Here is a 19,611-nt window from a genome sequence, read left to right as displayed (position 1 = left end):
GGGCGCCAGGCGCCTGACACCAGGTCGGGGCCCTGATCCCAAGGACGGTGGTCGCCGTGGGCGACGCCCCTCACTATGACGTCATCATCATCGGCACCGGCGCCGGCGGAGGGACTCTCGCCCATCGCCTCGCCCCGTCGGGCAAACGCGTCCTGCTCGTCGAACGCGGCGGCTATCTGCCCCGCGAGCGCGACAACTGGGACTCGACGGCCGTGTTCGTGAAGGGCAAGTACCGGGCCCCGGAGTTCTGGCTCGACAAGCACGGCACCGAGTTCCCGCCCGAGGTCAACTACTACGTCGGCGGCAACACCAAGTTCTACGGGGCCGCCCTCTTCCGGCTGCGGCCCGAGGACTTCGGCGAGCTGCGTCATCACGGCGGCCTCTCTCCCGCCTGGCCGATCCGGTACGAGGACCTGGAGCCGTACTACACCCAGGCCGAGCACCTGTACCTGGTCCACGGACGGCACGGCGAGGACCCCGGCGAGGGCCCGGTCAGCGCGCAGTACGCGTATCCGCCCGTGGAGCACGAGCCGCGCATCCAGCAGCTGAGCGACGACCTGGAGAAGCGCGGCCTGCACCCGTTCCATCTGCCGATCGGCGTCGATCTGACCCAGGAGGACGGGGGCCGGCCCACCCACTCCAGCGCCTGCATCCGGTGCAACCGGGTCGACGGCTTCCCGTGTCTGGTGCGCGCCAAGTCCGACGCCCAGGTGATCTGTGTCGAGCCTGCGCTGGAGCACCCCAACGTCGAGATGGTCACGGACACCCACGTGGTGCGCCTGGAGACCGACGACCGGGGGCGCAGGGTCAGCGCGGTCGTCGGCCGGCTCCCCGACGGCTCGGAGGTGCGGTTCACGGCGGACGTGGTGGTCGTCTCCTGCGGGGCGGTCAACTCCGCCGCTCTGCTGCTCGCCTCGGCGAACGAGCACCATCCCAACGGCCTTGCGAACAGCTCCGACGTGGTCGGCCGCCACTACATGCGGCACAACAACATGGCCCTGATGGCGGTGTCGAAGGAACCCAACGACACCCAGTTCCAGAAGACCCTGGCCCTGCACGACTGGTATCTCGGCGCGGACGACTGGGACTTCCCGCTGGGCGGCATCCAGATGCTGGGCAAGTCGGACGCCGAGCAGATCCACGGCGAGGCGCCCCGGTGGGCCGGTGCGGTGACGCCCGACATGCCGTTCGAGGTACTCGCCCATCACGCCGTCGACTTCTGGCTGTGCGGCGAGGACCTGCCGATGCCCGACAACCGGGTCACCCTCGACGGCGACGGCCGCATCCGGCTCACCCTCGACGAGAAGAACAACATCGAGGGCCTGAAGCGGCTGCGGCACAAACTGCAGGGAATGCTCGGCCACTTGGGCATGCACGAGCACCATCTGCTGTCCCACAGCATCTATCTGCACAAGGGCATGCCGATCGGGGCGACCGCGCACCAGGCGGGCACCGTGCGCTTCGGCACCGATCCCGCCGACTCCGCGCTCGACGTGAACTGCAAGGCCCACGACCTCGACAACCTGTACGTCGTGGACACGAGCTTCTTCCCGAGCATCGGCGCGGTCAACCCGTCCCTGACGGCCATCGCCAACGCGCTGCGGGTCGGCGACCACCTCCTGGCCCGGCTGAACTGAGCAGGAGCACCGTGCACGGGGCCGGCCGGTGGTCCGTACGGACGAAGGCACCCACCCCAACGGCCCCATGACCCTTCCGAGGAGATGCCGACCACCTCATCGGGTGATTGCGTGGCTGAGCCCGGCCCGAGCCGGCGCCGGGCTCAGCGCTTGCGCGCAGCGAGGAGGCACAACGGCATGGATTCCACGGTGGGAGCGCCGCAGGGCGTGATCCCGGCGCGTCTGCTGCACGGCCAGAAGGCCCTGGTCACCGGGGCCAACTCGGGCATCGGCAAGGCCACGGCCATCGCCCTGGGCCGGGCCGGCGCCGACGTGGTGGTGAACTACGTGGCGGGTCGCGAGGCCGCCGAGGAGGTGGCCGAGGAGATCGCCTCGTTCGGGGTGCGCTCGGCGGCCTACGAGGCGGACGTGTCCCAGGAGGACCAGGTCGTCGCCATGACGGACCGGATGGTCAAGGAGTTCGGCACCGTCGACATCCTCGTGGCGAACGCGGGGCTCCAGCGTGACGCCGCGGTCATGGAGATGACCCTCGCCCAGTGGCAGAAGGTCATCGACGTCAATCTCACCGGTCAGTTCCTGTGTGCGCGCGAGGCCGCCAAGGAGTTCCGGCGCCGGGGCGTGAACCCCGAGGTGTCCCGGGCCGCCGGAAAGATCATCTGCATGAGTTCGGTGCACCAGATCATCCCCTGGGCGGGACATGTGAACTACGCGTCGTCCAAGGGCGGTGTGCAGATGATGATGCAGACCCTGGCCCAGGAGCTCGCGCCGGAGAAGATCCGGGTGAACGCGGTCGCCCCGGGGGCGATCAAGACGCCGATCAACCGCGCGGCCTGGGAGACGCCCGAGGCACAGAAGGACCTGTTGCGGCTCATCCCGTACGACCGGATCGGCGACCCCGACGACATCGCCCACGCCGTCGTCGCGCTCGCGTCCGATCTCATGGACTACGTGGTGGGGACCACCCTGTACGTCGACGGCGGTATGACGCTCTTTCCCGGATTCGCCACCGGAGGCTGACGCGCTCCCGGTCCTTCACCCACCGATCCGACGAAGGCGCGTATGCCTCTCTCGCTCCAGCTCCTTGCGGAGGCCCCGGCCCAGCTCCTGCCGGCCCGGGAACTCATGGCCTTCACCCTGGCCGCCCACATCATCCTGGTCCCGCTCGGCGTGGCCTTCCCCCTCATCACCCTGGTCATGCACTACCGCGGACTGCGCCGGAACGACGCCACCGCGCTGCTTCTGGCCCGGCGCTGGTCGGCCGTCATGGCGGTGCAGTTCGCGCTCGGCATCGTCACCGGCACGGTGCTGTCCTTCGAGTTCGGTCTGCTGTGGCCCGGTCTGATGGGACGGTGGGGCGATGTCTTCGGCGTCGGGTTCGGCGTCGAGGGCTGGGCCTTCTTCCTGGAGTCCGTACTCATCGCCATCTATCTGTACGGGTGGCGGAGGCTGAAGCCGCGGACCCACTTCCTCCTCGGGCTGCCCCTGCCGTTCGCCGCGCTGCTCGGGGCGTTCGGCATCCTGGCCGCCAACTCCTGGATGAACACGCCGCAGGGCTTCTCGCTCGACTCCGCGGGCAATCCGGTCGACGTGAACGTCTGGAAGGCGATCTTCACACCGATGTTCGGCCCGGAGTACTGGCACTTCGTCGTGGGCATGATCCTCACCGCGGGCTTCGTGGTGGCCGGTGTCTACGCCACGGGCTGGCTGCGCGGCCGCCGGGACCGCTACCACCGGCTCGGGTTCACCGTGCCGTTCACCATCGCCGCCGTCGCCGCGCCCGTGCAGTTCGTGCTCGGCGACTCCATCGCCCGGTCGGTGTTCCACAAGCAGCCGGTGAAGTTCGCCGCGATGGAGATCGTCTGGAAGACGGACACCCGGGTCCCGGAGTATCTCTTCGGGCGCCTGCAGGAGGACGGGAGCGTCAAGGGCGGCCTCAAGATCCCGCTGCTCGACTCCTTCCTGGCCGGATTCAGCCCGAACACCGAGGTGGTCGGGCTGACCTCCGTCCCGGCCGACCAGCGGCCGACGGCCACTCAGGCGACCATCGCCCACTGGGCCTTCGACCTCATGGTCCTCATCGGGTCCGCGCTCGTCCTGCTTGCCCTCTGGTACGGGCTCGTCTGGCTGCGGCACCGCCGGCCGCCCGCTTCCCGCTGGTTCTACGGCGCCGCGGCCTGTGCCGGTGCCGGCTCGGTCGTGGCCGTCGAGTCCGGTTGGATCGCCACCGAGGTGGGACGCCAGCCCTGGATCGTCTACGAGAACATGCGGGTCGCCGAGGCCGTGACCTCGACCCGTTCCACCAGCCTGTGGATCATGTTCGGCGTGGTGGCGGCGGTGTACGCGTTCCTCTTCGGCTCGTTCCTCGTCGTCCTGCTGAAGATGCGCACCCGCTGGCGGCTCGCCGACGAGCAGCAGGCCGCGGTGGCGGGCGCCCCCACACCGGAGGACGACATCCCGTACGGTCCGCGCGCTTCGGTTCCCGCCGGTGACGTGCCCGCCGCCGGCCCCGCCCCCGGCCCCGGAGCCGGCCGGTCCGGGGGTGAGGGCTCATGACCGCCGACCTCGTCGCCGTGGTGCTGCTCCTGGCCGTGACCGCGTACGCCTGCGCGGGCGGTACGGACTACGGGGCCGGCTTCTGGGACCTGACGGCCGGCGGGGCGGAACGCGGCCGGCGTCCCCGGTGGCTCATCGACCACGCCATGGCTCCCGTGTGGGAGGTCAACAACGTCTGGCTGATCTTCGTTCTGGTCGTCATGTGGACCGGCTTCCCCGTCCTTTTCCAGACCGTGTTCACCGCGATGTGGCTCCCGCTCGCCCTGGCCGTCGTGGGCATGGTGCTGCGGGGCGCCGGTTTCGCGCTCCGCAAGCCCACCCAGCGGCTCGCCGGACGACGCCTGTACGGTGCCGTGTTCGCGTGCGCCTCGCTCGTCACGCCGTTCTTCCTGGGCGCGGCCGTCGGCGGGGTCGCGTCGGAGCGCGTGGCTCCCGGCACCGAGGCCTCGGCGGACGTCTGGGCCGGCCCGACCTCGGTGGTCTTCGGACTCGTCGCCGTCGCGACCACGGCGTTCCTCGGGGCGGTGTTCCTCACCGGGAACGCCCGCAGGTTCGACGCGCCCGAGCTGGTCGGCTACTTCAGGCGGCGGGCACTGGCCAGTCTCGCCGTGCTCACCGTCCTCGCCGTGGTCACCGGGCTCGTCACCCACGAGGACGCCCCCTACGTGTGGCACGGGCTCACCCACGGCCTGGGGCTGCTCTTCGTCCTCGTGGCCGGAGCGGCCGCCCTCGCCACGGCCTGGCTGCTGCTGCGGACACCGGGCACCTGGGTACGCGTCACGGCGGTGGGCGTCGTCGCGTGCGCCATCGTCGCCTGGGGCATGGCCCAGCGCCCGTACCTCCTCCCGACCTCGCTGACGGTGTCCGACGCCGCGGGCGCGCCCTCCACGCTGACCTGGCTGGCGATCGTCACCCTCGTGGCCCTCCTTGTCGTCATGCCGGCCGTCTTCCTCCTCTACTGGCTGGACACCCACGGTGAGCTGGAGGAACTCACCGACCCCGAACTGCGGAAGCCGGAATGAGCGAAGACGAGATCCTGCTCGGCCTCGCCCTGACGGTGGTGCTCGCCACCGCCTCGCAGATCCTGGCGAGCAAGCTGCGCGTCCCCGCCCTCGTCGTGCTGCTGCCCGTCGGGTTCGCCGCCGGCGCGATGACGGACACCATCCAGCCCGACAAACTCCTCGGGCCGGCCTTCTCGGACCTGGTGTCCCTGTCGGTCGCGGTGATCCTCTACGACGCGGGGCTCGGACTCGACCTGCGCAAGCTGGCCGGCCACACCCGGCGGGTCGTGGGCCGGCTGCTCGTGTACGGCGTGCTGCTCACCTTCCTCGTGGTCGCGTCGGTGTCGCCGGCGATGTTCGGCATGGACCTGCGCGTGGCCGCGATGCTCGGCGTGATCCTCGTCGTCTCCGGGCCCACGGTCGTGGGGCCGCTGCTCGACTTCGTACGGCCGACCGACAAGGCGCGGCGCATCCTGATCTGGGAGGGGACGCTGACCGACCCGATCGGTGGCATCCTCGGCGCGCTGACCTTCCACGCGGTGGCCACCTCGCACCGCATCGACCTCGGCCGCGGCTACCAGTTGGGCCAGTTCTTCATCAGCATGGCCGTGGGTCTGGTCGGCGGAGCCGTGGGCATCGCACTGCTGTGGTTCACCCTGCGCATCCTCCGGCTCGGCGAGACCCTGGGGACGCTGGCGCAGCTCGCCATCGTGATCGGTGTGTCGGCGGGCTGCGACATCGTGCGCGACGACACCGGGCTGATCGCCGCGATCGTGGCGGGCCTCGCTGTCGCCAACATCCGCGGCTTCGACATGCCCGCGCGCCGGCCCTTCTTCGAGACGCTCGTCCAGCTGATCATCGGGCTGCTCTTCGTCTCCATCTCCTCCACCGTCACCCCGGCGTCGGTGGTGCCGGTGCTGCTTCCCGCGCTCGGCCTGATCGCGATCCTCGTCCTGGTCGTACGCCCCCTCGTGGCCTTCGGCGCGACCGCGCGTACGGACCTGTCACGGGGAGAGCGCGCCTTCATCGGCTGGATGGACCCACGCGGCATCGTCGCGGCCTCCACGGCCTCGGCCTTCTCCGCCGGCCTGGTCGAAGAGGGGGTGCCCGGAGCGTCGAAGATCCTTCCGGTGACCTTCCTGGTGATCGTGGGAACCGTGCTGCTCTACGCACTGACGGCGGCGCCGGTGGCCCGACGCCTCGGTGTCGTCAAGGCGGCGGGCACCCGGGTGCTCCTGGTGGGCGGCGAGCCATGGGTGGTCGACCTCGGCAGGGCGCTGCGCTCCGCGGGACTCGACGTGCTGATGTGGGCGGGTCTCGACGAGGAGCGGGAGCGGATCCGGGGTACGGGTCTCGAACTGGCCAAGGGCGAACTCCTCGCCACGGCCATCAACCCCGGGGCGCGTCTCGAGGGCGTGACGGCGGTCTTCCTGGCCACGGACGACGACGACTTCAACGCGCTCGCCTCGATCGTGATGCAGGACAACGTCGACGGACCGGTCTACCGGGTGGGCCCGCCGCAGGACAGCCACGGTGTGGTCGCCCCGTACACCGGCGCCCACATCCTCTTCGGGCGCTCCCTGGTGCGCCACGTCCTCGCGGAGCGCTACCGGCGCGGCGCCCGGTTCATGGTGCTGCCGGCCGGCGAGCCGCTGCCGCCCGGGCACGACACGCTGTTCGTGGTGCGGGCCGACCACCAACTGGATCCGGTCACGGAGCGGCAGGAGAGCGCCCCCCGGGACGGGGACGCTCTCGTCCTCCTCGGGCCCGCGCCTACCGACGCCGCTCCTGGAGCATCGAGTCCAGGGTGATGGCCGCGTCGATCAGGGCCAGGTGCGTGAACGCCTGGGGGAAGTTGCCCAGTTGCCGGCCGGTCAGGTCGATCTCCTCGGAGTACAGGCCGAGGTGGTTGGCGTACGTGAGCATCTTCTCCAGGACCAGCCGGGCCATGTCGAGGCGTCCGGCCCGGGCCAGGGCGTCGACGTACATGAAGGTGCACAGCGAGAAGGTGCCCTCGGAGCCGCGCAGCCCGTCCGGGGACGCCTCCGGGTTGTAGCGGTAGACGAGGCTGTCGCTGACCAGTTCGCGCTCCATCGCGTCCAGGGTCGACTTCCACATCGGGTCGTCCGGCATGATGAATCCGACGGTCGGCATGCGCAGCAGCGCCGAGTCGAGGACGTCGTCGCCGTAGTGCTGGACGAAGGCCTGCTTCCCGGTGTCCCAGCCGCGGTCGAGCACCTGCGCGTAGATCTCGTCCCGTGCGTCCACCCAGCGTCCGCCGGCGGCGGGACGGCCGTCGTCGTAGGCGATCCGCAGGGCGCGGTCGAAGGCCACCCAGGACATCACCCGGCCGTACGTGAAGTCCTTGCGGCCGCCGCGGGTCTCCCAGAGCCCTTCGCCGGGCTGGTCCCAGTGGTCGACCAGCCAGTCGAGCAGGGTGTGCAGCGCGGTCCAGCCGCCGTGGTCGAGGTGCATGCCGTGCTCGTGCGCGAAGTAGATGCTGTCGAGCGCCTCGCCGTAGATGTCCAGCTGGAGCTGGGTCGCGGCCCCGTTGCCGATACGGACGGGGGCGGAGCCGCGGTACCCCTCCCAGTGGTCGAGGGTCTCCTCGACCAGGTCGGCGGTGCCGTCCACCCGGTACATGATGTTCAGCGGCCCGGAGCCGTTCTCCCGGCCCGCGTCCTGCTTCACCCGGTCGTGCAGCCAGTTGATGAACGCGGACGCCTCCTCCCTGAAGCCCAGGCCCAGCAGGGCGTACACGGAGAACGAGGCGTCACGGATCCAGGTGAACCGGTAGTCCCAGTTGCGCTCTCCGCCCAGTTGCTCGGGCAGCCCCGCCGTGGGGGCGGCGACCAGGGCGCCGGTCGGCGCGTACGTCATGAGCTTCAGCGTCACGGCGGAACGTTCCACCGCCTCCCGCCAGCGTCCGGTGTAGGTGGACTGGCCCAGCCACGAGCGCCAGAAGCCGACCGTCTCGTCGAAGAGCCGCTGGAACTCCTCCAGCCGGACCTCGTGCGGGGGCCCGTCCGGGGACGATTCCACGACCAGGCCGCGCTGCTGCCCCGCCCGCAGGGTCAGGGAGAAGCGCACGTCCTTGTCGTCGGTCGTGAGGGTGTTCACCAGCCGTTCGTCCTGCGGCTCGCGGACGGTGTGGACGGCGAGGGTGAGGTCCTCCGAGGTGAACAGGGCTCCCTGCTCGGTGAGGTGGACCTGGTGCTGCTTGCGGCCGTAGTCGAAGCGCGGGGCGATCTCTCCCTCGAACGTCATGCTGCCGCGGACACAGCGCAGCATGCGGACGATCCGGTGCCGGTCGGTCGCGGTCCGTCCGGTCACCGGCATCAGGTCGACGACCTCCCCCGCCCCGTCCTCGGTCATGAACCGGGTCACCAGAACGGCGGTGTCCGGGTGGTAGAGCTGCTTGGTGGTGTACGTGCCCGCAGCGGGCCGCACGCTGAAGTGACCGCCCTCGCGCCGGTCGAGCAGAGCGCCGAAGACGCTGGGCGAATCGAACCGCGGACAGCAGAACCAGTCGATCGTCGCCTCGGTCGTCACGAGGGCCGCGGTCTGCAGATCACCGATCAGGCCGTGGTCCTCGATCAGGGGATAGTCGTCCATCGTCGACCCCTTTCACCCCCGTTTCAGCCCGGTCGACCGCGCTCGGGGCGCGGTCACGCCGTGGTCGGAGCGGACCGGGCGCACCCGATCAGCTTAGGTCGCCGTCGCCGCTCCGTCCTGGCGGCCCGGTTCGCCCGAGGTGACGGCGGTACCGCTGCCCTGCGCCGGTGCGGGAATCGCCCTAGCGTGTTCGCATGACCTCCTGGGCCACCAGATTCCGGTTGCGGCAGTACGTCAAATCCAGCCTGTGGATCGTGCCCCTGCTCGGTCTCGTCCTCGGCACCCTGCTCGCCGAGCTCGCGCGGGCCGCCGACGACACGAAATGGCTGCCCGGCGACTGGAACTACTCCGCCACGACGGCGAGCGGTGTGCTCACCGCCATCGTGGGCGCGATGGTGGCGCTGCTCGGCTTCGTCGTCACCATCGGCGTCCTGGTGGTGCAGCAGGCCACGGGCACCCTCTCGCCCCGGTACATGCGCCTGTGGTACCGGGACCGGCTGCAGAAGGCGGTTCTGGCGACCTTCGCGGGAACGTTCGCGTTCGCCTTCTCCCTGCTGCGCAGCGTCGAGACCGACTCGGTGCCGGACTTCGGGGTCGCCCTGGCGGGCCTGGCGGTGGCCGTCAGTCTCGTGCTGCTGCTCATCTACCTGAACCGGTTCATCCACAATCTGCGGCCGGTGGCCGTCGCCGAGCTGGTGGCGCGCATGGGAGAGGCCGTCTTCACCAGCGGCGCGGCGCAGATCCGGGGCGCGTCCGCCCGGGGATCCGAAGCCGTGCCGTCGGACGGTCCGGTGCTGCGCGTCCGTACCGTACGGGGCGGCGCCCTCCAGGCCTTCGACGTACCCGGCCTGGTCGCGGAGGCGGCCCGCCACGACTGCGTCTTCGTCGTGACCCGGCTGATCGGGGACTTCGTACCGCCGGACACCGTACTCGTCGAGGTCCACCCGGCCGGGGACGCGTCCGCACCCGTGTCCCGGCCGGACCCGGCGCGCGTGACCGGTCTCATCGCCCTGGGCCCCGAGCGCACGATCGACCAGGACGCCGCCTTCGCCCTGCGGGTCCTCGTCGACATCGCCATCCGGGCACTGTCCCCGGCGGTGAACGACCCCACGACCGCCGTGCAGGTGATCAACTACATCGAGTGGCTGCTGCACACGGTGGGCAGGACACGACTTCCCGGCCGCTATGTGCTGGCCGACCGGCAGGGAAGGGCCCGGCTCGTGCTGCCGGGGCGCGACTGGGAGAGCTATCTGCAGCTCGCTACCTGCGAGATCATGGCCTACGGCAGCACGTCCGTGCAGATCTGCCGACGCCTGCGGGCGATGCTGGAGGGGCTGCTCGACACCCTGCCGCCGGAGCTGCACCCCTCGGTGCACGCGCAGTTGAGCCTGCTGCGGGAGTCGGTCGAGCGGGAGTTCGCCGATCCGGACCGCCGTGCCGTCGCGCAGCAGGCGGACCACCAGGGCATCGGCGGGCAGTCCTGCTGACTCAGCTGAGTTCGTAGATGCTGCGGCTGGTCAGCCAGAGGCCCACGACCAGGGACAGGACGACGACCGCCTGGTCCTGGTGGGTCGTGATCGTACGCATCAGATCCTGGAGCCGGGCGTCCGCCCGAGCGGGCCGGAACGTCACGTACAGCTCCATGGCCAGCAGGGTGGAGCTGGCCAGCAGGCAGTAGAACGCCAGCGTCAGCCAGGTCAGGACATGCGACAGGTCGGCGTTCATCACGGTCAGGGCACCCGCCGCGACCATGCCCCAGGGCTGGAGCAGTACGGCCATGCCGGCGGCCGACCAAGCGGAGGCGTTGCGCAGCTTCCCCAGCCAGGCAGGCTCTTCCCTGGGCCGGCTCTCCTTGCGGTGCTTGTACGCGCCGTACAGGATCAGGCCCACGCCGATGGCGAGCTTGACGGCGAGGGCGGCGGTCGACGGAGCGCTGTGCTTCTTGGGCGGTGTCCCGTCGGTGAGCAGCAGGACACCGGCGATCACCAGGACGAGGCACGCCAGCCAGGCAAGGACGAAGACCAGGCCCTTGCGCAGGCCACGGTCGCCGGACAGCAGCAGGATCAGCGCCATGATCGGCAGCGGGTGGAACGCGATCGCCAGGCCGATGAGGATCAGGTCGAGTGTCATCTGCGGGCGCTCTCGTCATCGGGGCCGCGGGCGGGTCTGCCGAACCCAGCCAGCCATGAACCCTCGGTACGTGCGAGAGGTGGACGCCCATTGGAGCGAGCCGCCCCGCAGGGGCGCGTTCCGTCCGTTCGCGCCACCCGTCCGGCGGACTCCCCGCGCGGGCCGCGGGAGGCGCTCGTAGCGTCGGGACCGGACGAGAACCCCGTACCACCTGGGAGTGGCGATGACGGACGAGTCGATGGAGAAACTGGCCACGGAGGCATGGCTCTACGGGTATCCGCTGGTCACGGCGGCGGTGACGAAGCGCGACATGACGGCGGTCCCGGCTCGGGACGACGCGCGGCGGAAGGCCCCGGTCAACCAGTTCTGCTACATGCGCACCACGCCGGACGCCGCCTTCACCGAGGTCGTCTCGCCGAACGCCGACACCCTGTACTCCAGCGCCTGGCTCGACCTGTCCGATGAGCCGCTGGTCCTTGCCCTGCCCGAGTTCGGTGACCGGTTCTGGATGGTCCCGATCCTGGACGCCTGGTCGAACGTCTGCGCCGTCGTCGGGCAGCGCACGAGCGGTCCGTCCGCCGGCCCGTTCCTGATCGCCGGGCCCTCCTGGTCGGGCCCGGCCCCCGCCGGTCTGACGCTGCTGACGTCGCCCACCGCCGTGAACTGGATCATCGCCCGCTACGCGACGAGCGGTCCCTCGGACTTCGCGTCCGTCAACCGGCTCCAGGACGGCACGCGGCTGATCCCGCTGTCGGAGTGGACCGGCGACCCCGACGCCTACGCCCCTCCCACCGACGTCCCCGTCCCGGCCGGCGCCGACACCACGACGGCGCCCGTCGACCAGGTCCACGCGCTCAGCGGCCGCGCGTACTTCGCCCTGCTCAACCGGATGATGGTCGACAACCCTCCGGCCCCCGCCGACGCCCCGTTCCTGGGCACCCTCACCAAACTCGGCATCGCGCCCGGCGCGAGCCTGGACGACCTCTCCGCCGAGGAACTCGCCATCCTGGACGCGGGTGCGCGGCGCGGGCCGGAGGTCCTGCGCGAGCTGCTCGCCGAGGCGGAAGCCGCCGGCTCCGGCGGGTGGACCGTGCACCGGGGCCTGGGCGACTACGGAACCGACTACGCCAAGCGCGCGGTCATCACCCGGTTCGGGTACGGGGCCAACCTCGACGCCGACGCCCTGTACCCCCACGCCACCACCGACTCCGAGGGCCGGCCCCTCGACGGAGCCCACACCTACGTACTGCACTTCGACGCCGGGCAGACCCCGCCCGTCGGCGGCTTCTGGTCCCTCACGATGATGAACGAGCGTCAGCTCTTCGCCGACAACCCGCTGGACCGCTACGCGATCGGCGACCGCAGCGGCATGCGGACCAACCCCGACGGCTCCCTGGACATCTACGTCCAGCACGCGAACCCCGGCCCCGACCGCGAGAGCAACTGGCTCCCCGCCCCCGCGGGCAGCTTCAACGTCTTCCTGCGCCTGTACTGGCCCGAGGAGCCCGCCCTCACCGGCGGATGGACCCCGCCGACGCTGCGCCGCACCGACTGAAAGGCGCCCCGGCCCCTCACACCGGCGGGTTCCCGTGCTTCCGCTCGGGGATCTGGGCGTGCTTCTGGCGGAGCATCGCCAGGGCGCGGGTCAGGGTGCGGCGGGTGGCGGACGGGTCGATGACGTCGTCGACCAGGCCGCGTTCGGCGGCGTAGTAGGGGTGCATCAGCTCGGACCTGTACTCCTTGATGAGGCGGGCGCGGGTCGCGTCGGGGTCGGGGGAGGCGGCGATCTCGCGGCGGAAGACGACGTTCGCCGCGCCCTCCGCGCCCATCACCGCGATCTCGTTGGTCGGCCAGGCGAAGGAGAGGTCGGCGCCGATCGAGCGGGAGTCCATCACGATGTAGGCACCGCCGTAGGCCTTGCGGAGGACCAGGGAGATGCGCGGGACCGTCGCGTTGCAGTAGGCGTAGAGGAGCTTGGCGCCGTGGCGGATGATGCCGTTGTGCTCCTGGTCGACACCCGGCAGGAAGCCCGGTACGTCGACCAGGGTGACCAGCGGGATGTTGAAGGCGTCGCAGAACTGGACGAAGCGGGCGGCCTTCTCCGAGCCGTGGATGTCGAGGACGCCGGCGAGCGCCGTGGGCTGGTTCGCGACGATGCCCACCACATGCCCGTCCAGGCGGGCGAGCGCGCAGACCACGTTCTGCGCCCAGCCCTCGTGGACCTCGAAGAAGTCCCCGTCGTCGACGATCTCCTCGATCACCGCGCGCATGTCGTACGCCTGCTGGGGGCCGGCCGGGACCAGGGAGGTCAGCGCGTCCGTGGGGCGGTCCGGCGGGTCGTCGGTGCGGACCACCGGGGGCAGCTCGCGGTTGTTCTGGGGGAGGAGGGAGAGCAGGTGGCGGACGTCCGCCAGGCAGTCCGCCTCGTCGTCGTAGACGAAACCGGACACCCCCGACACCCCGGCGTGCACGTCCGCGCCGCCCAGGCCGTCATGGGTGATCTGCTCCCCGGTCACCGCCTGCACGACGTCCGGGCCGGTGATGAACATCTGCGAGGTGCCCCGCACCATGAACACGAAGTCGGTCAGCGCGGGGGAGTAGGCCGCGCCGCCCGCGCACGGGCCCAGGATCACGCTGATCTGCGGGATCACCCCGGAGGCGCGGGTGTTGCGGCGGAAGATGCCCCCGTACCCGGCGAGCGCCGTCACACCCTCCTGGATCCGCGCGCCCGCGCCGTCGCTCAGGCCGACGACGGGCGCGCCCGCCGCCTCCGCCAGGTCCATCACCTTGTGGATCTTCTCCGCGTGGGCCTCGCCCAGGGCGCCGCCGAAGACGCGGAAGTCATGGGCGTACGCGAAGACCGTGCGGCCGTGCACCAGGCCCCAGCCGATCACCACGCCGTCGCCGTGCGGCTTGCGCGCCTCCAGGCCGAAGCCCGAGGCGCGGTGCCGGCGCAGCGGCTCGATCTCGGTGAACGTGCCCTCGTCGAAGAGGAGTTCGAGCCGTTCCGGGGCGGTGAGCTTGCCCTTCGCGTGCTGGCGCCGGGTGGCCTCGGGGTCGGGGCCGCGGCTCAGCTCCTCCTTGAGGCGTTGCAACTCGTCGGTGGAGCGGCGCAGATCGGGCTCGGGAGTGGGGGAGGGGACGGGGGAGGTGGGGGAGGCGACGGGTGCCGGACTGTCGGTGAGCAGCTCGTCGAAAGTCGTCATTGCGGCACCGTAGAGCGCCGTACTCGAAGCCTCCGGTACCTCCTCTGGAGGACCGCTCGACCGGTCAAGGGGCCGAAGGACCCTGGTTTCCCCGGGGCCTGCCGCGCCCGGTTACCGCGCCCGGTCCGCCGTCGCCGCCCTCAGCGCGTGGTCCGGGTCGCCCGAGAGCACCGCCCGGTGCAGGTCCTGGAGCGCCAGTGACGGTTCGAGGCCCAGTTCGCGGACGAGCGAACCCCGCAGGCGCTGGTACGCCTCCAGGGCGCGCCAGCTGCCGCCCGTGCGGTGCAGGGCGCGCATCAGCTGGGCGCAGAAGCCCTCGTGGAGGGGGTGGCGGGCGGCGAGGACCCGGAGTTCGGGGACCACCTCGGCGTGCCGGCCGAGCCGCAGATCCGCCTCGATGCGGCGTTCGAGCGCCGTGGTGCGCTGCTCGTTGAGCCGCAGCACCTCCAGTTCGAGCACCGATCCCGCCGGTACGTCGACCAGGGCCGGGCCCTGCCACAGGCCGAGGGCCCGGCGCAGCAGGTCGGAGGCGGCGCGGTGGTCGCCGACCTCGAAGGCGGTGGCGCCGGCCGCGGCGAGCCGGTCGAACTCGTGGGCGTCGACCCGGCCGGGCTCCACCTGGAGCAGATAGCCGCCGAACCGGGTGACCAGGATGTCCTTCGCGTCGCGCCGCGGGTCGCCGTCCAGTGCGGCGGTGAGCCGGCGGCGCAGCTGGAGGATGTACGTCTGCAGGGTGGTGGAGGCGCTGCGCGGGATGCACTCGCCCCAGATCTCCTCCATCAGCGTCGGCACCGACACCACCCGGTCGGCGTGCAGCGCGAGCAGCGCGAGCAGCTGTCGTGGCTTGGCGGCACTGGGCACGACCGACACGCCGCGTTCCTGCGCGGCGAGCGACCCCAGGATCTGGATGTCCATGGGCTTTCTCCCCCTCTGGGCCACGGCCGTCGGCGTCCCCGTGACGGCCCGTTCGGAGTCCGGCACTCGAGATTCGCACCGGCGCGACTCGGGGCCCAGTGAGGGGAGCACGACCCCCCGCATGAAAATGTCATGTCGCTCCGATGAGTGCTGCACTGCCGGAGGTTCCTGTTCCGACAGCAGACTCTGGCCAGACGCCGACGACCGGATCCGGTCACTCGGCGCGGACGGTTCCGAGCGGGTGACGTGCTTCGTCTTCGCACTTTCCACGTCCGCCCGCCCACTTCGTTCATTCTTGGGGGCACACGCATATGAACATCACCGAGGACATCCTTCGCCTTCTTCCGTCGGACGCGCGCACCGGTGAGTCCGGGCCGGCCGGCGGGGCAGCGGCCGGCATTTCGGTGGAGAGTCTCACCCGTCCCGACTCGGCAGGCGCGGCCTGGTGCTTCTGCATCGCCACCGCGTCCGACGCCCGGGTGGGTGCGTGACCGAGGCGCACAGCCCGGCCCGCGGCCCGTTCGTGGCGTTCAAGCGCCACGTGCGGGCCGTGTCGGTCCCGGGGGAGGCGGTGTTCGTGTGGTCCGACCAGGACATGACGGCCGTGCGCGGTGCGGGCGCGGAAACCCTCCTCGGTCTGCTCGACGGCAGACACACCCTGCCCGAACTGCTCGCGGAGGCCGCGGCGATGATGCCGGCCGACGTGGCGGGCGGGGTGGTACGGCAGCTGGCCGAGGCCAATCTCGTGGGGTACCGCCACGGCGGCCCCGGCCCGTCCGTCTCGGCCGAGCGCTCGGCGGCGGAGGCGTACTGGGACCGGGCCGGTCTCGACGGCGCGGCCGCCGACCGTGAGGTGCGCGGCCGGCTGGTGTCGGTGATCGGGGTCGGCGCGGTGGACGGCGAGGCCGCCCGGGCGGCCTGCCGGGCCTCGGGCCTCACCCCGGTCGGCGCGGACGCCGACGCCGACTTCGCCCTCGTCCTGTGCGAGGACTATCTGATGCCCGGACTGCGGGAGGTGGCCGAGCGGTTGCGGGCCGCGCGGCGCCCGTGGCTGCTCGCCAGCCCCTTCGCCGCCGAGCCGTGGATCGGCCCGGTCTTCGAGCCGTACGGCGGCCCGGACGGCGGCCCGTACGACGGTGCCGGCAACGGCGGTCCGGACGGCGGCGCCCACCACAGCAGCGCCCTCACCAGCGGCGCCCACGGCGACGGAAGAGGCGACGGCCACGGCCAGGGCCAGGGCCAAGGTGACGGCCATGGCCACGGCCAGGGCCAAGGCGGCGCCCACGGTCACGGCGACGGTGACCGCCAAGGCGCCGGCCCCTGCTGGGCCTGTCTCGCGCACCGGCTCCGCGAGCACCACCGCGGCGAGCTCTCCGTACGCCACGCCCTCGGTCTCGACCGGCCGGGCGCGCGGCCCGAGTCCTCGCTGCCCGCCGTACGGGCCGTGGGCCTGCACAGCGCCGTCCTGGAGACGGCCAAGTGGCTGGCGGGGCTGCGCACCGCCGAGCAGCGGGCGGTGTGCGTCCTGGACGGCCTCACCCTGCGCACCACGCACCACCCGGTGCGGCGGCGGCCGCAGTGTCCCTCCTGCGGGGACCCCTCGCTGGTCGCCGAGCAGGCCCGCCGGCCGGTGGTGCCGGTGTCACGGCCCAAGGCCGAGGGCTCCGGCAGCAACGACCGGGCGCTGTCCGCCGAGCAGCTCCTTGAGCGGTACGGGCATCTGATCGGCCCGGTCACCGGCATCGTGACGGAGGTCCGCCCCATGGCCGGACTCCCCGAGGGCCTGTACGCGTACGACTCCGGGCACAACCTGGCGCTGCGCGGGCACTCGGCGGCGGGCATGCGGCAGGTGCTGCGGGCCCGCAGCTCGGGCAAGGGCGCGACGGCGGCCGAGGCCCGGGCCAGCGCGCTCGGCGAGGCGGTGGAACGTTACTGCGCCTCCCGGCAGGGCGACGAGGCCGTGATCACCGACTCGCTCACGGGCCTCGGCGAGAGCGCCGTCCACCCCAACACGTACCAGCTGTTCCACGCACGCCAGTACGTCGGCCGGGAGCGCTGGAACGCCACGCACACCCCCTTCCACCAGGTGTGCGCGCCCTTCGACCCGCACCGGCCCACCGACTGGACCCCCGTGTGGTCGCTCACCGCCGGCGTCCACCGGCTGCTGCCCACCTCCACGCTGTACTTCGACTGCACGCCCGGCGGCGCGCCGGACGGGCTGTGGGCCGACTCCAACGGCAACGCGGCGGGCAGCAGCACCGAGGACGCCCTGGTGCAGGGCTTCCTCGAACTCGCCGAGCGGGACGCGGTGTCGGTGTGGTGGTACAACCGGCTGCGCCGGCCGGGCATCGACCTCGACGCCTTCGACGCGCCCTGGCTCGCGCGGCTGCGCGAGGCCCTCGGCCGGGCGGGCCGCCAGGTCTGGGCGCTCGACCTCACCTCCGACCTCGGGATCCCGGTCATGGTGGCGGTCTCCCGGCGCGCCGGTGCCGGACTCCCCGACGCCGTCTACGGGTTCGGGGCCCACTTCGACCCCCGCCTCGCGCTGCGCCGGGCGCTCACCGAGATGGTCCAGATGCTGCCGCCCGCGGCCGCCGGAGCCGCGCCCCAGGCCCCTGAGCAGCCCCATCTGCTGCCCGACCCGGGGCAGTTGCCCCGTACCCCCGCCGCCTGGCCGACCTATGCCCGCAAGCCCGACCTGCTCGCCGACGTCGACGCGGTCCGCTCCCTCGTCGCCGCGCACGGCCTGGAGCTGCTCGTCCTCGACCAGACCCGGCCGGACGTCGGAATCCCGGTGGTGAAGGTACTGGTGCCCGGACTCCGTCACTTCTACGCGCGGTTCGCGCCGGGACGGCTCTACGACGTGCCCGTACGGCTCGGGGAACGCGTCCGGCCGACGCCGTACGAGGAGCTCAACTCCGTACCGCTGGCCCTGTAGTTCGCGTGCGGCTCGTGTGTACGTCGCGTGTGACGCTGTACAGGTCCCGGATCCGCCGGGTGTCGGATTATAGTTCGGTCTCGCACACTCCCGACATCCATGCGAGGAGTCGATCATGGCGGGCCGTTTCCGGGCCACGGACAACGACCTCATCCACATCGAGGAGCACGGGGAGGGGGCGTTACGGAGCACGGGGCCGCGGAACGCGCCGCGGACACCGCCCGCCATGGCCGCCGCGCCGGACGGCGGAGGCGGCGGGCGCGGCGGCCGGGGCCTGCTGGCGCCGCGGTTCGCCCGGGGCATCAGCACCGTGGTCTTCGCGGGGTACGGCGTCGTCACCCTGCTCAACGTGCAGAACGCGGTGTCGAGCCCGCTCGGGCTCGTCCTGTGCACCCTCGCCGTGGGTGCGCTCTACACCCTGCAGATCATGCTGGCGTCGCCCGGCGCCCGCCGCTGGTCCGGCCGGCGCCGGGCGGCCATCCTGGTCACCCAGGCCGGCCTCACCTTCGGGCCCATGGTGTGGCTCGGCATCGCCTGGGGAAGCATGGCGGGACCGCTGGCCGGATCGATTCTCCTGATGCTTCCCGGCCGGTGGGCCTGGTCCTGCTACGGCGCGGTCACGCTGGCCATCCTCGGCTGGTCGGCGGTCAGCGAGAGGATCTCCACCCTGGAGACCGGCTACTACGCCGTCTCCACCGCGCTCACCGGCCTGGTCATCTACGGGCTCACCCGGCTCACCGACCTCGTGCGCGAAGTCCACGACGCCCGCGCCGAGATGGCCCGGATGGCGGTCACCCAGGAACGCCTGCGGTTCGCCCGGGACCTGCACGACCTGCTCGGCTACAGCCTCTCCGCCATCACCCTCAAGTGCGAGCTGATCCACCGGCTCACCCCGGTCAACCCCGAGCGGGCGCGGGAGGAGGTCGCCTCGGTGCTCGGCGTCGCGCGGCAGGCGCTCGCCGACGTACGGCTCGTGGCCAGCGGGTACCGGGACATGTCCCTCGTCGCGGAGGCCGAGTCGGTGGCCGAGGTGATGGCGGCGGCCGATGTCGAGACACGGGTGGACATCGACTGCGGCCGGCTCCACCCGTTGGTGGACACCGTGCTCGCGACGGCCCTGCGCGAGGGCGTCACCAATATGCTCAGGCACAGCAAGGTGCAGTCGTGCACCGTCACGGTGCGGGTCGAAGGAGAGGCGGTGCGACTGGACCTGGTCAACGACGGCGTCGTCGCGCCGGACCGGCCCGACGCCCCCGGCCGCGGCAGCGGGCTGGGCAACCTGCGCACCCGGCTCGCCGCGATCGGCGGTTCGATGCGGGCCGGGGTCGAGCCCGGCGACCCGCCGAACCGCTTCCGGCTGACGGCCGTCGCCCCGCTCAGGCCGCCCAAGGGCGAGGAAACGGAACCGCGGCTGCCGCACGGGCGCCTGGAGGCCTGCCTGGCCGCCGTGGAGAGCGCGGGCGGTCGCGGTGACGCGGGCGGCGGTGGAGACGCAGAGGGTGGTGGAGGCACGGATGCCGGTGGTGGAGACGTGAGCGCGGGCGGCGGTGGAGACACGAGCGCGCCCGGGGAAGCGGGCAGACGCGGAGACGCGGGCAGACGAACCGTCTGAGCGC

14 protein-coding genes are annotated in these 19,611 nt (G+C 71.9%); 10 read left to right on the top strand and 4 right to left on the bottom strand.

The window, feature by feature from the left end:
- Window positions 1-56 precede the first annotated feature (56 nt).
- The 5 genes from AB0C73_RS13040 to AB0C73_RS13020 all read left to right on the top strand — a co-directional run bounded on the left by AB0C73_RS13040 (window position 57) and on the right by AB0C73_RS13020 (window position 7,002).
- Window positions 57-1,637, top strand: a complete 1,581-nt coding sequence (locus tag AB0C73_RS13040; RefSeq protein ID WP_362528348.1) for a GMC family oxidoreductase — start codon at window positions 57-59, stop codon at window positions 1,635-1,637.
- A 177-nt stretch (window positions 1,638-1,814) separates the two neighbouring features.
- Window positions 1,815-2,654: an SDR family oxidoreductase gene (locus AB0C73_RS13035; RefSeq protein ID WP_362528346.1), complete on the top strand. Its 840-nt coding sequence runs from the start codon at window positions 1,815-1,817 to the stop codon at window positions 2,652-2,654.
- Window positions 2,655-2,696: 42 nt separating this feature from the next.
- On the top strand, window positions 2,697-4,190 hold the full coding sequence (locus tag AB0C73_RS13030; protein ID WP_362528343.1) for a cytochrome ubiquinol oxidase subunit I: 1,494 nt from the start codon (window positions 2,697-2,699) through the stop codon (window positions 4,188-4,190).
- Window positions 4,187-5,212: a cytochrome d ubiquinol oxidase subunit II gene (locus tag AB0C73_RS13025; RefSeq protein ID WP_362528341.1), complete on the top strand. Its 1,026-nt coding sequence runs from the start codon at window positions 4,187-4,189 to the stop codon at window positions 5,210-5,212. The genes AB0C73_RS13030 and AB0C73_RS13025 overlap by 4 nt, the downstream gene beginning before the upstream one ends.
- A complete protein-coding gene (locus AB0C73_RS13020) occupies window positions 5,209-7,002 on the top strand; it encodes a cation:proton antiporter (RefSeq protein WP_362528338.1) in 1,794 nt (597 codons plus the stop codon). Before AB0C73_RS13025 ends, AB0C73_RS13020 begins: the two co-directional genes overlap by 4 nt.
- On the opposite strand, the gene AB0C73_RS13015 is transcribed toward AB0C73_RS13020, so the two are convergent.
- On the bottom strand, window positions 6,965-8,806 hold the full coding sequence (locus AB0C73_RS13015) for a glycoside hydrolase family 15 protein (RefSeq protein ID WP_362528335.1): 1,842 nt from the start codon (window positions 8,804-8,806) through the stop codon (window positions 6,965-6,967). The genes AB0C73_RS13020 and AB0C73_RS13015 overlap by 38 nt on opposite strands.
- Window positions 8,807-9,000: 194 nt before the next feature.
- Between AB0C73_RS13015 and AB0C73_RS13010 the strand changes: the two genes are divergently transcribed.
- Entirely contained in the window at window positions 9,001-10,293 is a 1,293-nt protein-coding gene (locus tag AB0C73_RS13010; protein WP_362528333.1) for a DUF2254 domain-containing protein, read from the top strand.
- A 1-nt stretch (window position 10,294) separates the two neighbouring features.
- Here AB0C73_RS13010 and AB0C73_RS13005 read toward each other — a convergent pair whose 3' ends face one another.
- Entirely contained in the window at window positions 10,295-10,936 is a 642-nt protein-coding gene (locus tag AB0C73_RS13005; RefSeq protein WP_362528331.1) for a GAP family protein, read from the bottom strand.
- A gap of 223 nt (window positions 10,937-11,159) precedes the next feature.
- Here AB0C73_RS13005 and AB0C73_RS13000 point away from each other — a divergent pair, with 223 nt between their 5' ends.
- The gene (locus AB0C73_RS13000; RefSeq protein WP_362528329.1) at window positions 11,160-12,491 is read left to right on the top strand and encodes a DUF1254 domain-containing protein; all 1,332 of its coding nucleotides are present in this window, start codon (window positions 11,160-11,162) and stop codon (window positions 12,489-12,491) included.
- A gap of 16 nt (window positions 12,492-12,507) precedes the next feature.
- Here AB0C73_RS13000 and AB0C73_RS12995 read toward each other — a convergent pair whose 3' ends face one another.
- A complete protein-coding gene (locus AB0C73_RS12995) occupies window positions 12,508-14,142 on the bottom strand; it encodes an acyl-CoA carboxylase subunit beta (protein ID WP_362528326.1) in 1,635 nt (544 codons plus the stop codon).
- Between the two features lie 111 nt (window positions 14,143-14,253).
- On the bottom strand, window positions 14,254-15,057 hold the full coding sequence (locus tag AB0C73_RS12990) for an AfsR/SARP family transcriptional regulator (RefSeq protein WP_362528324.1): 804 nt from the start codon (window positions 15,055-15,057) through the stop codon (window positions 14,254-14,256).
- Window positions 15,058-15,368: 311 nt separating this feature from the next.
- Here AB0C73_RS12990 and AB0C73_RS12985 point away from each other — a divergent pair, with 311 nt between their 5' ends.
- The 3 genes from AB0C73_RS12985 (at window position 15,369) to AB0C73_RS12975 (ending at window position 19,607) form a co-directional block, all read left to right on the top strand.
- Window positions 15,369-15,548 carry a hypothetical protein gene (locus AB0C73_RS12985; protein WP_362528322.1) on the top strand — a complete coding sequence of 60 codons (180 nt, stop codon included), beginning with the start codon at window positions 15,369-15,371 and terminating at the stop codon, window positions 15,546-15,548.
- Window positions 15,545-17,995 carry a TOMM precursor leader peptide-binding protein gene (locus AB0C73_RS12980; protein ID WP_362528320.1) on the top strand — a complete coding sequence of 817 codons (2,451 nt, stop codon included), beginning with the start codon at window positions 15,545-15,547 and terminating at the stop codon, window positions 17,993-17,995. The genes AB0C73_RS12985 and AB0C73_RS12980 overlap by 4 nt, the downstream gene beginning before the upstream one ends.
- Window positions 17,996-18,110: 115 nt before the next feature.
- Window positions 18,111-19,607, top strand: coding sequence for a histidine kinase (locus AB0C73_RS12975; protein WP_362528318.1), 1,497 nt, complete (start codon window positions 18,111-18,113; stop codon window positions 19,605-19,607).
- Window positions 19,608-19,611: the final 4 nt, after the last annotated feature.

It is taken from the genome of Streptomyces sp. NPDC048623 (assembly GCF_040650755.1).
GTDB lineage: Bacteria > Actinomycetota > Actinomycetes > Streptomycetales > Streptomycetaceae > Streptomyces.
The sequence above is the reverse complement of the archived record's forward strand: the minus strand, read 5'-3'. Positions and strand labels throughout refer to the sequence as shown.

Excerpts from the sequence above, each read along its gene's own strand:
- AB0C73_RS13000 (WP_362528329.1), top strand. The coding sequence starts at position 11,160 with ATGACGGACGAGTCGATGGAGAAACTGGCCACGGAGGCATGGCTCTAC.
- AB0C73_RS13020 (WP_362528338.1), top strand. The coding sequence starts at position 5,209 with ATGAGCGAAGACGAGATCCTGCTCGGCCTCGCCCTGACGGTGGTGCTC.
- AB0C73_RS13010 (WP_362528333.1), top strand. The coding sequence starts at position 9,001 with ATGACCTCCTGGGCCACCAGATTCCGGTTGCGGCAGTACGTCAAATCC.
- AB0C73_RS13025 (WP_362528341.1), top strand. The coding sequence starts at position 4,187 with ATGACCGCCGACCTCGTCGCCGTGGTGCTGCTCCTGGCCGTGACCGCG.
- AB0C73_RS12990 (WP_362528324.1), bottom strand. The coding sequence starts at position 15,057 with ATGGACATCCAGATCCTGGGGTCGCTCGCCGCGCAGGAACGCGGCGTG.
- AB0C73_RS13015 (WP_362528335.1), bottom strand. The coding sequence starts at position 8,806 with ATGGACGACTATCCCCTGATCGAGGACCACGGCCTGATCGGTGATCTG.
- AB0C73_RS12975 (WP_362528318.1), top strand. The coding sequence starts at position 18,111 with ATGGCGGGCCGTTTCCGGGCCACGGACAACGACCTCATCCACATCGAG.
- AB0C73_RS12985 (WP_362528322.1), top strand. The coding sequence starts at position 15,369 with ATGAACATCACCGAGGACATCCTTCGCCTTCTTCCGTCGGACGCGCGC.
- AB0C73_RS13035 (WP_362528346.1), top strand. The coding sequence starts at position 1,815 with ATGGATTCCACGGTGGGAGCGCCGCAGGGCGTGATCCCGGCGCGTCTG.
- AB0C73_RS12995 (WP_362528326.1), bottom strand. The coding sequence starts at position 14,142 with ATGACGACTTTCGACGAGCTGCTCACCGACAGTCCGGCACCCGTCGCC.
- AB0C73_RS13005 (WP_362528331.1), bottom strand. The coding sequence starts at position 10,936 with ATGACACTCGACCTGATCCTCATCGGCCTGGCGATCGCGTTCCACCCG.
- AB0C73_RS13030 (WP_362528343.1), top strand. The coding sequence starts at position 2,697 with ATGCCTCTCTCGCTCCAGCTCCTTGCGGAGGCCCCGGCCCAGCTCCTG.